Annotated in this window: 14 protein-coding genes; 11 read left to right on the plus strand and 3 right to left on the minus strand. The window is 67.5% G+C overall.

Annotated elements, in window-relative coordinates; genetic code table 11:
- Together AC1DBE_RS00005 and nrdR are read left to right on the plus strand one after the other, a co-directional pair.
- On the plus strand, positions 1-327 hold a 327-nt coding region (locus AC1DBE_RS00005; protein WP_476969240.1), incomplete at its 5' end, for a histidinol dehydrogenase.
- Positions 328-506: 179 nt separating this feature from the next.
- Positions 507-998 (plus strand): transcriptional regulator NrdR, encoded by a 492-nt coding sequence (nrdR, locus tag AC1DBE_RS00010; RefSeq protein WP_476878707.1) that lies wholly within the window; start codon positions 507-509, stop codon positions 996-998.
- A gap of 68 nt (positions 999-1,066) precedes the next feature.
- Here the strand turns inward: nrdR and ppgK are convergent, their stop codons facing one another.
- Together ppgK and map are read right to left on the minus strand one after the other, a co-directional pair.
- Complete coding sequence (ppgK, locus tag AC1DBE_RS00015; protein ID WP_476878708.1) at positions 1,067-1,870, minus strand: polyphosphate--glucose phosphotransferase; 804 nt, start codon at positions 1,868-1,870, stop codon at positions 1,067-1,069.
- Between the two features lie 53 nt (positions 1,871-1,923).
- Positions 1,924-2,802 carry a type I methionyl aminopeptidase gene (map, locus tag AC1DBE_RS00020; RefSeq protein ID WP_476969241.1) on the minus strand — a complete coding sequence of 293 codons (879 nt, stop codon included), beginning with the start codon at positions 2,800-2,802 and terminating at the stop codon, positions 1,924-1,926.
- Positions 2,803-2,876: 74 nt separating this feature from the next.
- Between map and AC1DBE_RS00025 the strand changes: the two genes are divergently transcribed.
- Positions 2,877-3,041 (plus strand): SPOR domain-containing protein, encoded by a 165-nt coding sequence (locus tag AC1DBE_RS00025; protein WP_476878710.1) that lies wholly within the window; start codon positions 2,877-2,879, stop codon positions 3,039-3,041.
- A gap of 80 nt (positions 3,042-3,121) precedes the next feature.
- Positions 3,122-3,694, plus strand: coding sequence for a YceI family protein (locus AC1DBE_RS00030; protein ID WP_476969242.1), 573 nt, complete (start codon positions 3,122-3,124; stop codon positions 3,692-3,694).
- Between the two features lie 39 nt (positions 3,695-3,733).
- Here AC1DBE_RS00030 and panB read toward each other — a convergent pair whose 3' ends face one another.
- Positions 3,734-4,669 carry a 3-methyl-2-oxobutanoate hydroxymethyltransferase gene (panB, locus tag AC1DBE_RS00035; RefSeq protein ID WP_476969243.1) on the minus strand — a complete coding sequence of 312 codons (936 nt, stop codon included), beginning with the start codon at positions 4,667-4,669 and terminating at the stop codon, positions 3,734-3,736.
- Between the two features lie 275 nt (positions 4,670-4,944).
- Between panB and glnA the strand changes: the two genes are divergently transcribed.
- The 7 genes from glnA to AC1DBE_RS00070 all read left to right on the plus strand — a co-directional run bounded on the left by glnA (position 4,945) and on the right by AC1DBE_RS00070 (position 13,636).
- Positions 4,945-6,285 carry a type I glutamate--ammonia ligase gene (glnA, locus tag AC1DBE_RS00040; protein WP_138769615.1) on the plus strand — a complete coding sequence of 447 codons (1,341 nt, stop codon included), beginning with the start codon at positions 4,945-4,947 and terminating at the stop codon, positions 6,283-6,285.
- Positions 6,286-6,294: 9 nt separating this feature from the next.
- The gene (locus AC1DBE_RS00045; RefSeq protein ID WP_476969244.1) at positions 6,295-9,306 is read left to right on the plus strand and encodes a bifunctional [glutamine synthetase] adenylyltransferase/[glutamine synthetase]-adenylyl-L-tyrosine phosphorylase; all 3,012 of its coding nucleotides are present in this window, start codon (positions 6,295-6,297) and stop codon (positions 9,304-9,306) included.
- A 201-nt stretch (positions 9,307-9,507) separates the two neighbouring features.
- Positions 9,508-10,965, plus strand: a complete 1,458-nt coding sequence (locus AC1DBE_RS00050; protein WP_476969656.1) for an amino acid ABC transporter substrate-binding protein/permease — start codon at positions 9,508-9,510, stop codon at positions 10,963-10,965.
- Positions 10,962-11,711 carry an amino acid ABC transporter ATP-binding protein gene (locus tag AC1DBE_RS00055; protein ID WP_476969245.1) on the plus strand — a complete coding sequence of 250 codons (750 nt, stop codon included), beginning with the start codon at positions 10,962-10,964 and terminating at the stop codon, positions 11,709-11,711. The genes AC1DBE_RS00050 and AC1DBE_RS00055 overlap by 4 nt, the downstream gene beginning before the upstream one ends.
- 62 nt (positions 11,712-11,773) lie before the next feature.
- Positions 11,774-12,289 carry a GNAT family N-acetyltransferase gene (locus tag AC1DBE_RS00060; protein ID WP_476969246.1) on the plus strand — a complete coding sequence of 172 codons (516 nt, stop codon included), beginning with the start codon at positions 11,774-11,776 and terminating at the stop codon, positions 12,287-12,289.
- A 24-nt stretch (positions 12,290-12,313) separates the two neighbouring features.
- Entirely contained in the window at positions 12,314-12,841 is a 528-nt protein-coding gene (locus tag AC1DBE_RS00065) for a DinB family protein (protein WP_476969247.1), read from the plus strand.
- Positions 12,842-12,994: 153 nt separating this feature from the next.
- Complete coding sequence (locus AC1DBE_RS00070) at positions 12,995-13,636, plus strand: MBL fold metallo-hydrolase (RefSeq protein WP_476969248.1); 642 nt, start codon at positions 12,995-12,997, stop codon at positions 13,634-13,636.
- The last annotated feature ends 52 nt before the right edge of the window (positions 13,637-13,688 follow it).

The raw sequence follows: 13,688 nt of genomic DNA on the forward strand, positions 1-13,688 counted from the left end.
GCTGCCGAGCACCTCGAAATCATGACCGCCGACGCCGCCGGTGTGGCGGCCCGGATCCGCAACGCCGGCGCCATCTTCGTGGGTGACTACAGTCCGGTGAGCCTGGGCGACTACTGCGCGGGGTCCAACCACGTGCTGCCCACCAGCGGCACGGCCGCCTTCTCCTCCGGGCTGAACGTGACCACCTTCCTGCGGGCCATCCAGGTGATCAACTACAGCGAGAGCGCCCTCGCTGAAGTCCGGGGCCACATCGTCAGCCTCTCGGGAGCCGAGGACCTGCCCGCCCACGGCGAGGCCGTGACCGCACGTTTCGCGGCGGGCAGCTAGAGGGCCACTATCCCGCCAGACCACTACATGTAGTAATTACAGGCTTGTTATTTAGCAATATCTAGTCGTAAACTGATCCCGGACGCGCCATGCAGTGCGCGCCGGCCGCGCATGGAATCCACTACTTTGGGCCTCGCGGGCAGATCCGAGATCCAGGTTGCGGCAGGGGAGGAAACAACGTGTATTGCCCGTTCTGCCGTAACCCTGATTCCCGTGTGGTGGACAGCCGCATCGCCGACGACGGCTCGGCTATCCGCCGCCGCCGTCAGTGCCCCGAATGCGGACGCCGGTTCACCACTGTGGAGACCACCAGCCTGACCGTGATCAAACGCTCCGGCGTTGGCGAGCCGTTCAGCCGCAGCAAGGTCATCAACGGTGTGCGGAAAGCCTGCCAAGGCCGTCCCGTGACCGAGGACGACCTCGCGATGCTGGCGCAGGAAGTCGAAGAGACCATCAGGGCCGCCGGCGCAGCCGAGATTGACGCCCACGAGGTGGGCCTTGCAATCCTCAGCCCTTTGCAGCGCCTCGACGAAGTTGCGTACTTGCGCTTCGCGAGCGTCTACCAGGCGTTTGAGTCCCTGGAAGATTTTGAGTCCGCCATCGCCCAGCTCCGCCGTGAGGCCGAGTCCAAGGGACGCGACGGCAAGAGCGCGCAAAAGAGCCCGCTCTAGGCTCAGCCAAGTTCCGGTGGTGGCAGCGGAGGGGAAGCCGCGGCCACCACCGGCTCCAATTTTTCCGGCTACTTAGCCAGCTTGTGCGTCAGCGCAACCTCGATGGCGGCGCCCACGATGCCGGCGTCGTTCTTCAGCTCCGCCGGGACGATCGGCGTCCGCAGCGACATGTGCGGCAGGTATTCGTCGGCCCGCTTGGAAATGCCGCCGCCCACGATGAACAGTTCCGGGGAGAAAAGGAACTCGACGTGGGAGAAGTAGCGCTGCAGCAGCACACTGTATTCGGTCCAGCTCAGGCCGTCCCGCTCACGGGCGACGGCGGAGGCCTTGCTCTCGGCGTCGAAACCGTCGATTTCCAGGTGGCCCAGCTCGGCGTTCGGGACAAGCTTGCCGTTGAAGATGAAGGCTGAGCCGATGCCCGTGCCCAGGGTGATGACCAGGACCGTGCCGTGGACGCCCTCACCGGCGCCGTAGCGGGCCTCGGCCAGGCCGGCGGCATCGGCGTCGTTGATGACCTCGACAGGGCGGCCCAGGCGCGCCGTCAGCATGGCGTCAATGTCCAGGTTCAGCCAGGAGTTATCCACGTTCGCTGTCGAGTGGACCACACCGTGCTGGATGATGCCGGGGAAGGTCACGCCCACTGGGGTGTCGGCGGCAGGGGCGCCGGAGCGCTTGGACAGCTCGCTGACCACCTGTGCCACCACCTCGGCGACGGCCTCCGGGGTGGAGGGCTGCGGGGTGGGCACGCGGAGCCGGTCGCCGACGAGCTTGCCCTTTTTGAGGTCAACGATGCCGCCCTTGATGCCGGTGCCACCGATGTCGATGCCGATCAGCGGGGCGTTCTTCTTCGACTTCTCGTCCTTCTTGGCCAATGGGATTCCGTTCGTGGCAGGGGAGGGGTGGGCTTAAAGGGGTGGTGCGTGGATCAGGGGAGGGTCAGGACCTCGGCGCCGGACTCGGTGACCAGCAGCGTGTGTTCGAACTGCGCCGTGCGCTTGCGGTCGCGGGTGACCACCGTCCAGTCGTCGGCCCACATGTCCCAGTCGACGGTGCCGAGGGTCAGCATCGGCTCGATGGTGAACACCATACCGGCCTCCATCGCGGTGTTGTAGGCCGGGGCGGCGTCGTAGTGCGGGATGATCAGGCCGGTGTGGAAAGCCTCGCCCACGCCGTGTCCGGTGAAGTCACGGACCACGCCGTAGCCGAACCGCTTGGCGTAGGACTCGATGGTCCGCCCGATCACGTTGATTTCCCGGCCCGGGGCCACGGCGCGGATGGCCCGGCGCAGTGATTCCTCAGTGCGCTCGACCAGCTGGCGGGACTCCTCGTCGACGTCGCCGACGAGGAACGTGAAGTTGGTGTCGCCGTGCACTCCGCCGATGAAGGCCGTGATGTCGATGTTGAGGATGTCCCCGTCCTGAACCACGGTGCTGTCCGGAATGCCGTGGCAGATGACCTCATTCAGCGAGGAGCACAGGGACTTCGGAAAGCCCCGGTAGCCCAGCGTGGACGGGTACGCCTTGTGGTCGAGCAGGAACTCGTGGCCCACCCGGTCCAACTGGTCCGTCGTGACGCCCGGGGCGATGTGTTTGCCCACCTCCACAATGGCCTGGGCAGCGATCCGGGACGCGATGCGGATCTTCTCCACGGTCTCGGCTGACTTGACCTCTGAGCCCGTGAACTTGGCCGGGGCGGGCTTACCCACGTATTCGGGGCGCGCAATGGAAGCCGGCACGGCAAGCTGGGGACTGACTGTTCCCGGGACGAGGGTGCCAATGGGTGCAGTCGAGGTGAGGGAAGGCATAGATTGATTCTATAAGCCCCCGGCCACAGGCCGGAAAAGAGGGGCCGGAAAGCACCTACGCAGAAGGAGATCCAATGCCCGAGTATTGGTACAACGTCAACACCCACGAGATCGAGGAAGACGCGATGTCCGACTGGAGCCAGCTGATCGGCCCTTACAAGACCCGCGAAGAAGCCGAACATGCCCTCGAGAAGGTCAAGGCCCGCAATGACGCCTGGGAAAAGGGCGACGACGACTAAGCTTCAGCCGGAAATCCGTTCGCAGGAATTTCCACCCACATCCGAATACCGGGACGGCAGGTCCCACTAGGAGGCACATCATGGCCGACCTTATGCCGGAATATGCGGGTAAGTGGCGGTTCGACCCCACCCACACCCGGATTGGCTTTTCCACCCGGCACGCAATGGTGACGAAGGTGCGCGGAGCATTCAACGACTTCGAGGGCCTCATCACCGTGGATCCGGAACACCCGGACCGCTCGGCAGTCGAGCTCACCGTCCAGGTGGCCAGCATCGACACCCGTAATGCCGACCGTGATCAGCACCTGCGGACCAACGACTTCTTCGACGCCCCGCAGTTCCCCACCATCGTGTTTAAGAGCAGCCGGGTGGACCAGGTCGACGAGGGGCACTTCATCGTCAGCGGCGAGGTGACCATCCGCGGCGTGACCAAGGAAATTTCGATCCCGCTGGACTTCATCGGCGTCGAGAAGGACCCCATGGGCAATCTCCGGGCCGGATTTGAGGGTTCGCGCCGCATTGACCGCCAGGACTTTGGCCTGAAATGGAACACCGCCCTGGACTCCGGCGGCGTGCTGGTGTCGGACAAGATCACGCTGGAATTTGAGGTGTCCGCCATCAAAGTCGACGACGGCGCCGCCAACGACGCGTAGCCCGCCGGTATCACAGGGGACCCCGGTCCGGGGCGCACGCTAGAAGGAGTGCTCCGGGCCGGGGAACTGGCCCGAACGGACGTCGTCGCCGTAGGCCTTGGCGGCGTCGGAGAGCGTGGTCCGCAGATCAGCGTACTGCTTCACGAACTTGGCCATCTTCCCGCCGCGCAGCCCGGCCATATCCTGCCAGACAAGCACCTGGCCGGTGGTCGCGCTTCCGGCCCCAATGCCGATGGTGGGTACCTCGACGGCGGCGTCCACGGCAGCCGCCGTCGGTGCCGGCACCATTTCCATCAGCACGCAGAACGCCCCGGCGTCCGCCAGCGCGACGGCGTCGTCGATCAGCCGCTGGGCGTCGTCGCCCCGGCCCTGGACCCTGTAGCCGCCGAGGGCGTGTTCGCTTTGCGGCGTGAAACCGATGTGCGCCATCACCGGGATCCCGGCCTGGACCATGGCCCGGACCGTCCCGGCGTAGAACTTTCCGCCTTCGATCTTGACGGCGTGCGCGAGCCCCTCCTTCAGGAAGCGGACTCCTGTGGCCACCGCCTGTTCGGCTGAAACCTCGTAGCTGCCGAACGGCAGGTCCGCCACCACCAGGGCGCGCCGGGAGGAACGGGCCACGGCGCGGCACAGCGGGAGCAGCTCGTCGACGGTGACCGGGAGGCTGGTCTCGTTGCCGAAGACGTTGTTGGACGCCGAATCGCCCACCAGCAGCACCTCGATGCCGGCCTGGTCGAAGATCTCGGCCGTGTACTGGTCGTAGGCCGTCAGCATGGCGAAGCGATCGCCGTTGAGCTTCGCCTGGCGCAGGTGGTGGGTGCGGATCCGGGCCGCCGGCTTCGTAGCGCCGGCTTTGGCGCCGCTGTCCTGGCCTCCGCCGCCGTCCGGTGCGGGAGCCGCCGCGGCGGGGCCGTTCCCGTACGGGGCGGCGAGTTCGGCGGGCACATTGGATTCGGGGCTGCTGCTGGGGGCCATGCCACGAGCGTAGTGCGATACCCGGGGTCCTAGCTACCGGAGGCCACCAGGGGCCCGGTGAAACCCGTCACAAACCGGGCCGCCGGAAGGGTCAGCAGGGGCACCGGCCGGACCGCCTGGCGGGGCCTTGTGTTAACGGTGTGTTACGCCGGGGCGCTAGTCCAGCAAACGCCGGGAATGCTTAGTAGAGTGATTCGAGAGCAGCTGCGGGCGCCAGCCGAGACGAGTAGTCGGGGCGGGTCCGGGGCACGGACGTAGACCCGGAAAGAGGCACCATGGACCGCCAGCAAGAGTTTGTCCTGCGGACGATCGAAGAGCGCGACGTGCGATTTGTGCGCCTGTGGTTCACCGACGTCGTAGGCTCGCTCAAGTCCGTGGCACTGGCGCCGGCCGAGGTCGAAGGCGCCTTCGAGGAGGGCCTCGGTTTCGACGGCTCCTCGATTGAGGGACTGGCCCGGGTGTTCGAATCGGACATGCTGGCGCAGCCTGACCCCTCGACCTTCCAGATCCTGCCGTGGCGCGGCGAGACGGAAGCAACGTCCCGTATGTTCTGCGACATCCTGACCCCCGACGGCGAACCGTCCGCCGCTGACCCGCGCAACGTCCTCAAGCGGAACCTGGCGAAGGCCGCGGACATGGGCTTCACCTGCTACACGCACCCCGAAATCGAGTTCTACCTGCTCAAGTCCCAGCAGCCGGGCCCCGACGGCGCACCGGTCCCCGTGGACGAGGGAGGCTACTTCGACCACGTACCCGGCGGCGTGGCCCAGGACTTCCGCCGCACCGCCGTCACCATGCTCGAATCCGTTGGCATCTCGGTGGAATTCAGCCACCACGAGGCCGGTCCCGGGCAGAACGAGATCGACCTGCGCTACGCGGACGCCCTGCAGACCGCGGACAACATCATGACCTTCCGCACCGTGATCAAAGAGGTCGCGCTGCAGCAGGGGACCTACGCCACCTTTATGCCTAAGCCGTTCACCGCCCACCCCGGCTCCGGCATGCACACCCACTTCTCGCTCTTCGAGGGCGACACCAACGCGTTTTACGAAGCCGGCGCGGAATTCCAGCTCTCCGAAACGGCCAGGCAGTTCATCGCCGGCATCCTGAAGCACGCCCCGGAGTTCACCGCGGTGACCAACCAGTTCGTCAACTCGTACAAGCGCCTCTGGGGCGGGGGAGAGGCACCCAGCTACCTCAGCTGGGGCCACAACAACCGCTCCGCCCTTGTCCGGGTCCCGCTGTACAAGCCCGGCAAGGGCCAGTCCGCGCGGATCGAATACCGCGGCATCGATTCCGCCGCCAACCCCTACCTCGCCTACGCCGTACTGCTCGGCGCGGGGCTGAAGGGCATCGAGGAGGGCTACCAGCTGCCGGCCGCGGCCGAGGACGACATCTGGTCGCTGAGTTCGGCCGAACGCCGCGCGATGGGCCACGACCCGCTGCCGGCCAGCCTGCACGACGCCATCCGCACCATGGAGGACTCCGAGCTCATGCCGCAGATCCTGGGCGAACAGGTCTTCGAGCACTTCCTGCGCAACAAGCGCGCCGAGTGGCAGGACTACCGGCTCCAGGTGACGCCCTACGAACTGCAGCGCAACCTGGCCATCCTTTAGGCCGCTGCGGTGAGTCTGGCACGGCGCCTCATCGCCGCAGGGTTTAGCGACCTGGAGAAGGGCGAGCGGTTCCTGGCCGCCCCGGAACTGGACGGCGTGGACCAGGACGCCCTGTTCGCCGGGCTGCAGCTGGCCGCCAACCCGGACACGGCCCTGCAATCCCTGGTCCGGCTGATCGAGAAACACCCGGACCTTCGCCGGCTGGCGGCGGCCGAACTGGACCGCAGCGAGCCGCTGTACCGGGTGCTCGGCGCGTCCGAGGCCCTCGGCGAATTCCTGATCCGCCACCCCGAACATTTGGACGCGTTCGACACCACCGTGAGTCCCGAGCCGCAGCCCGCGGACGCGGCCGCCCTGCGCACCCGGCTCCTGCAGTCTGTCCGGGCCGATCCCAAGGCCGCCCGGCCCGTCGCGTCCCTGACCGGCCAGGAAGGCTACGCCGCCCTCCGCACGGCCTACCGCCGGGGACTCGTGGAGTTGGCCGTCAAGGACCTCTGCGCCGCCGACCCGCTGGACTTTATGCCCGCCGTGGGCGCCGAACTCGCCGACCTCGCCGGCGCGGCGATCGAAGCCGCACTGGCTGTGTCCCGCGCCGAAGCGGCCGAACAGTTCAGCGCCGCAGACGTGGCCGACGTCGGACTGGCCGTGATCGGTATGGGCAAGTGCGGTGCGCGGGAACTGAACTACATCTCCGACGTCGACGTCATCTACGTCATCGATCCCGGCGCCCTCGACGACTCCACGGCGAACACCATCGGCACGGCCCTGGCCTCCGGGATTTCGCGCGCGATTATGTCCACCAGCCGCGAGCCCGGGCTGTGGGAAGTGGACGCCAACCTTCGGCCCGAGGGCAAGTCCGGGCCCCTGGTCCGCACCCTCGCCTCGCACGAAACCTACTACGCTCGCTGGGCGGAGAGCTGGGAGTTCCAGGCGCTCCTGAAGGCCCGCACTATCGCCGGCGACGCCGGGCTCGGCGCCCGCTACGAGGCCGCCGTCGGGCCGCTGATCTGGTCGTCCGCGGGCCGCGAGGGGTTCGTCGAATCGGTCCGGTCGATGCGCCGCCGGGTCACCGACCACATTCCCGCTGAAGAGGAACAGCGGCAGATCAAACTGGGCCGCGGCGGCCTGCGGGACGTGGAGTTCACAGTGCAGCTGCTCCAGCTCGTGCACGGAAAGTCCGACGAAACCCTGCGCTGCCGCGACACCACCGCAGCCATCGCCGCGCTGTCCGCGGGCGGCTACATCGGCCGCGCCGACGCCAAGGAATTCGACCGCGACTACCGCTACCTCCGGCTCCTGGAACACCGGATCCAGCTGTTCCAGCTCCGCCGCACCCACCTGATGCCGGTCAAGGAAGCCTCACTGCGTTCCCTCGCCAAGGCCGTGCTGGGCCCCTTCTCCAACGAACGCCCGCACCCGGACTCCCTGCTCAAGGCGTGGCGCCAGACCAAACGATCGGTCCGTGAACTGCATGAGCGCATCTTCTACCGCCCGCTGCTGAACACCGCCGCGGCGCTCAGCACTGAGGACGCCAAACTCACCCCGGAGGCCGCCCAGGGCCGGCTCGCCGCCCTTGGCTACCTCGACCCGCCCGGTGCCATGCGGCACATCGAGGCGCTGACCGGAGGGGTCAGCCGGCGCGCGGCCCTGCAGCGCCAGCTGCTGCCGATTCTGCTCGGATGGCTCGCCGACGGCGTCGACCCGGACGGTGGCCTGCTGGCGTTCCGCCGCGTCAGCGAGGCGCTCGGTACCACCCACTGGTACCTTGGGCTGCTGCGGGATTCGACGGCGGCTGCCGAGCGGCTGTGCCATGTGCTCGCGAACTCCCGGCTCATCTCCGACCTGCTGGAGGTCTCGCCGGAGTCGGTGGCCTGGCTCGGCTCGGACAAGGACCTGGTCCCGCTCAGCTACGAAGCCCAATGGCTGGAGATCACCTCCAAAATGTCGCGGCACTCAGACCCGGAGAGCGCCATGCGGCTCATCCGGCTGATCCGCCGCCGTGAGATCCTCCGGATCGCCATCGCGGACAGCGCCGGGCTGCTCGACCAGGACCAGGTGGGAGCTGCGCTGGCCGACGCCGACCGTGCCGCCGTGCTGGGCGCCCTCCGCGTCGCCGAGACGATCGTCACCGCCGAAGAACCGCTCAAGACCAGGGTCCTTGTGGTGGCCATGGGACGCCAGGGCGGCCGCGAGATCGGCTACGGCTCTGATGCCGACGTGATGTACGTCCACCGCGGCCTGCCCGGCGTCCCGGAGGACGAGGCGCAGCAGCAGGCCGCCAAGATTGTCGGCAAGCTCTCCAGCCTGCTGACCCAGCCGCTCAAGCCTGCCATCCTGGCCGAACGGGTGCTGATGGTCGACGCGGACCTCCGCCCGGAAGGCAAGAGCGGGCCGATGGTCCGGTCGCTGGAGTCCTACGCCGAGTACTACCGGCGCTGGTCGCTGATCTGGGAGGCCCAGGCGCTGCTGCGGGCACGGCCCATGGCCGGCGACGACGAACTCGCCGCGGACTTCGTGGCGCTGATCGACCCCATCCGCTACCCGGATGCCGTCTCGGACCAGGACGTCCGTGAAGTCAGGCGGGTCAAAGCCAGGGTGGAGTCCGAGCGGCTGCCCCGCGGCGCGGACCCGGCCCGGCACCTGAAGCTTGGCCGCGGCGGCCTGAGCGACGTCGAATGGCTGGCCCAGCTCCTGCAGCTCCGGCACGCCGGCCGGCACCCGGAACTGCGCACCACCTCCACCGTCCAGGCCCTCGAGGCCGCCGCCGCCCTGGAACTCCTGGAGGCCGGGGAAGTGGTCCTGCTGCTGCGCGCCTGGCGGCTGGCGAGCCGGATCCGTTCGGCCAACGTCATCTGGACCGGCCGCGCCTCGGACCTGCTGCCGTCCTCCCGCCGGGACCTGGAAGCCGTCGCCCGCTGGTGCGGCTACGGGCACGGCAACGCGGCCGAGCTCGAAGAGGATTACCTGCGCCTCAGCCGGCGGGCCCGGGCCGTCTTCGAGCGGGTCTTTTACGGGCAGTAGGGTGCGGGGGCGGCCGTAACAGGCGCCGCGGGCAGGAACGCCGTGGCGATTGAGGGTAGCCTCGAGGGGTACTTTGCCGGCCACGGAGGCCGGCCGCCACACTTTACCTAGGGGTTGTTTACCTTGCCCAGACTCCAGCAGACCGGGACCGCCAGGCCGCGGACGGTCACGGTCATTGGAGCGTTGCTGGCCTTTGCCGCAATGCTTCTCGGAGCGTCAGGTGCCGCAGCGGCGCCCGCGGACGCGCCACCGGCCGCCACCGCAGCGCACCGGCAGGCCAACGGCGCCCAGCCGGCGGCGCCGCCGTCGAGCCTTGCCGGAAAGACGTTCGTCATCGGTACGGACACCACGTTCGCGCCCTTCGAGTTCCGGGATGCCGGCGGTGAACTGACCGGCATCGACATGGACATCATCCGTGAGATCGCCAAGAACCAGGGCTTCGCCGTCGAGATCAAATCCGTCGGCTTCAACGCCGCGCTCCAGGCGCTCTCCTCCAACCAGGTGGATGGCGTGATCGCCGGGATGTCCATCACCGAACCCCGCCGGCAGACTTACGACTTCTCCGACCCGTACTTCGAGTCGGGCGTGCAGATGGCGGTCTCCAAGTCCAACTCGGACATCAAGGGCTACGAGGACCTTCGAGGCAAAACCGTCGCCGCGAAGACCGGCAGCGAGGGGGAAACCTTCGCCAAGTCGATCGCGGACAAGTACGGCTTCACGGTCAAGTCCCTGGACCAGTCCGCCACCATGTACGAACTCGTGAAGTCCGGGAACGCCGTCGCCGTCTTCGATGACTACCCGGTGCTGGCCTACGGCATCAGCCAGAACAACGGCCTCAAGGCCGTCTCCGAGAAGGAGAAAGGCGGCTCCTACGGCTTTGCGGTCAACAAGGGCAAGAACCCGGAACTGCTGAAGGCCTTCAACACCGGCCTGGCAGACCTCAAGTCCAGCGGCAAGTACCAGGAAATCCTGGACAAGTACCTCAAGGACCCCACCCAGGCCGCCCAGACGAGCTTCTGGGACCTGCTGGCCAACAGCTTCCCTGCGCTGATGAAGGGCCTCGGCAACACCGTCCTGGTCACCGCGATTTCCTTCGCCCTGGCCATGCTGATCGGCCTGTTTATGGGGTTCTTCAAGATCTCCACCAGCGTCATCCTGCGCGGGATCGCCACCACCTTCGTCAGCGTTTTCCGGGGGACCCCGCTGCTGGTCTGGGCGTTCTTCTTCTACTTCGGCATCCCGCAGCTCACCGGCCAGCCCATCGACGTTTGGGTGGCCGCCGTGCTCACGCTCAGCCTCAACTCCGGCGCTTACATCACGGAGATCGTCCGCGGCTCCATCCAGTCGGTGGACCCGGGCCAGCTTGAAGCCAGCCGCAGCCTGGGCCTGGGCTACGCGAAGTCCATGCAGAAAGTGGTGGTCCCGCAGGCCTTTAAGATCATGACACCTTCGCTGATCAACCAGCTGATCATCATGCTGAAGGACAGTTCGCTGCTGCTCGCAATCGGCTTCGCCGAACTGCTCTACCAGGGCCAGCAGATCTACGCCGGCAACTTCAGGATCACCGAAACCCTGCTGATCGTCGCGGTGATGTACTTCGTTGTCATCATGCTGCTGACCAAGCTGGCCAACGTCGCGGATAAGAGGTTCAACAAATGAGCACGGCAGTCACTGCACCCAGCAAGATCTCGGTCCGGGAGCTGAAGAAGTCCTTCGGTTCCAACGAGGTCCTCAAAGGCATCAACGCCGAAGTGGCCGAAGGTGAGGTGGTGTGTGTGATCGGTCCCTCGGGCTCCGGCAAGTCCACGTTCCTGCGCTGCCTGAACAAGCTGGAGGACATCACCGGCGGCCACGTCACGGTGGACGGCTTCGATGTCACCGATCCGAAGGTGGACATCAACGAGGTCCGCCGGCACATCGGTATGGTCTTCCAGCACTTCAACCTGTTCCCGCACATGTCCGTCATCGAGAACATCATGCTGGCACCCGTGGAATCGAGGAAGCAGAGTAAGGACCAGGCCCGCGAGAATGCCCTGAAGCTCCTGGACCGCGTCGGGCTCGCGGAGAAGGCCGACGCCCGCCCGGCGTCGCTCTCCGGCGGCCAGAAACAGCGCGTGGCGATCGCCCGGGCCCTGGCCATGAACCCGGACATTATGTTGTTCGACGAAGCCACCTCGGCGCTGGACCCGGAGATGGTGGGCGAGGTCCTGCAGGTCATCAAGGACCTCGCACGCGAGGGTATGACGATGGTGCTGGTCACCCACGAGATGGGCTTCGCCCGCGAAGTGGCCGACCGGGTCCTGTTTATGGCCGACGGCGTCATCTGCGAGCAGGGCGGACCGGAGGAACTCTTCGGCAACCCGCAGCAGGAGCGGACCCGGGAGTTCCTCTCCAAGGTCCTGTAGGCGCTGTTCCTGCTGTCCGGGCCGTCCCCAAGGGGCGGCCCGGACGCGGTTAAGCTGGTGTGATGGCAGGACACGTGTGGCTGATCGCCCTGAAGAACCTCGACGACGACGCCCGCGCCATCAAGCTCGGCGAGGTCGCCGGCCTTGAGCTTGGGGCAGGCCAACGCCGGTTTGTCGGAGACCCGTTGCGGATGATGCTCCTGGGCCTGGAAGAGGAGAGCCGCCACCCCTACGTCATGGACTCCAACGGCTCGGCCGTCGGCGTCGTGACCCTGCAGTCCGGTGCCGGGCGCGCCGCAGGGTGGGCCGATGACGGATCCGCCTGGCTGCTGCGCGGCTTCCTCGTGGACCACCGGCAACAGGGGCAGGGATTCGGCACCGCGGCCGCGGTGGCGGCCGTCCGGGAAGCGGCCCGGCTGACCGCCACGCTGGGCGGTGACCAGCGCGGCGTCGTACTCTCCGTCAACGAGGCAAACCCGGCCGGGCAGGCCGCCTACCGCAAGGGCGGCTTCGAAGACCGCGGGCAGTACCTCGGCGGCGACGCGGGGCCGCAGCGGACCATGTACCGGGGGTTCTGAAGGGCCGGCCGTAGACTGGCGCCCATGACAGCAGACGCGGAAGTGGACCCCCGGACCGAGCCCTTACAGCACGCCGATGAGCGCACCACCCTCACCGGTTTCCTGACCTGGCAGCGCCAGACCCTGGAGCTGAAGTGTGCCGGCCTGACCCCCGATGAGCTGGCCCTTGCTGCCGTTCCCCCGTCCACCCTCTCGCTCCTGGGCCTGGTGCGGCACCTGGCCGACGTCGAGCAGTATTGGTTCCAGCAGGTGCTGGCTGGCGAGGATGTCCCGGCACGGTTTCATTCTGCCGCCGACCCTGACGGCGACTTCGACGGCGCAGAGCCCACGGCCGCGGGCGTGGCGGAGGGGTGGCAGGCCTGGCGCGAGGCCGTGGACTTTGCGGACTCGTTTGTCGCCTCGACGCCGGACCTTGGCTTTACCGGCACCGACCGGCGGCGCGGTCCGATCTCGCTCCGCTGGGTGCTGGTGCACATGATCGAGGAGTATGCCCGCCACAACGGCCACGCCGACTTCCTCCGGGAACAGATCGACGGCAGCACGGGGGAGTGACGGGGGGGGGGGGGGGGCGGGGTCTGGGGGCCAGGGCGGGCCGGACGGTCGGGCCACGCGGTCACGGGGTCGCACAGGGGAGGCCGGCAGCCCTTGACGGGGGAAGCCCGGTCCGCCGATAGTGAAGACCTGACCCACAGGGAGAGGTGCGCCATGGGCAACGCCGGGACGACCGTCGAACCGATTGTGCAGGAGCTGCACCTTCCGGCCGGCTTGGCGGGGCCGGATGCGATAGCCGTCGACGTGCGTTGCTTCCTGGTCCCGCATGCCAAGGGGCTTCTGTTGGTCGATGCGGGTCCGCAGGGAAGCGCAGGGCCGATAGTGGCGGCCCTTGCCAGACTTGGTGCTGCTTGGAGCGATATTTCAGACGTTGTGCTCACCCACTCCCACCCGGACCATACGGGCGGCCTCGGCGAGGTGCTCGAGGAGTGCCCCACTGCGCGGGTCTGGGCGGGCGCGGCGGATTGCGCTGCCATTGCCGCCGGCGCCGCGGTGCAGCCGTTGAATGACGGCGACCGGGTCCGGGATCTCCAGGTGCTGGCAACTCCGGGCCATACGCCGGGGCACATCAGCCTGCTGCACGACGACGGCATCCTCTTCGTCGGCGACGCCGTCGCGACCGTCGGGGGCACCATGCGACGGGCGCCGAAGGTGTTCACAGCTGACGCCGAAGAGGCCGAAAAATCCCTGCGGCGGCTCGAATCACTCACCGCCGGGAGGTGGCTCTTCGCGCACGGACCCGAGGTCCACGACCCCGCCGGCGAGCTGAGTGGACTGCTGCAGGGCAGGCGTTGACGCCGCCATTGACCTCCGCCGCCGTCGTCAACTAATGTTGACGCCGGAGGTG

This window comes from Arthrobacter sp. 10T416 (assembly GCF_056394165.1).

What these genes read in the sequence shown, in the direction of transcription:
- glnA (WP_138769615.1), top strand. Translation starts at nt 4,945, where the DNA reads ATGGACCGCCAGCAAGAGTTTGTCCTGCGGACGATCGAAGAGCGCGAC.
- AC1DBE_RS00055 (WP_476969245.1), top strand. Translation starts at nt 10,962, where the DNA reads ATGAGCACGGCAGTCACTGCACCCAGCAAGATCTCGGTCCGGGAGCTG.
- panB (WP_476969243.1), bottom strand. Translation starts at nt 4,669, where the DNA reads ATGGCCCCCAGCAGCAGCCCCGAATCCAATGTGCCCGCCGAACTCGCC.
- map (WP_476969241.1), bottom strand. Translation starts at nt 2,802, where the DNA reads ATGCCTTCCCTCACCTCGACTGCACCCATTGGCACCCTCGTCCCGGGA.
- AC1DBE_RS00050 (WP_476969656.1), top strand. Translation starts at nt 9,508, where the DNA reads ATGCTTCTCGGAGCGTCAGGTGCCGCAGCGGCGCCCGCGGACGCGCCA.
- AC1DBE_RS00065 (WP_476969247.1), top strand. Translation starts at nt 12,314, where the DNA reads ATGACAGCAGACGCGGAAGTGGACCCCCGGACCGAGCCCTTACAGCAC.
- AC1DBE_RS00060 (WP_476969246.1), top strand. Translation starts at nt 11,774, where the DNA reads ATGGCAGGACACGTGTGGCTGATCGCCCTGAAGAACCTCGACGACGAC.
- AC1DBE_RS00030 (WP_476969242.1), top strand. Translation starts at nt 3,122, where the DNA reads ATGGCCGACCTTATGCCGGAATATGCGGGTAAGTGGCGGTTCGACCCC.
- AC1DBE_RS00070 (WP_476969248.1), top strand. Translation starts at nt 12,995, where the DNA reads ATGGGCAACGCCGGGACGACCGTCGAACCGATTGTGCAGGAGCTGCAC.
- AC1DBE_RS00025 (WP_476878710.1), top strand. Translation starts at nt 2,877, where the DNA reads ATGCCCGAGTATTGGTACAACGTCAACACCCACGAGATCGAGGAAGAC.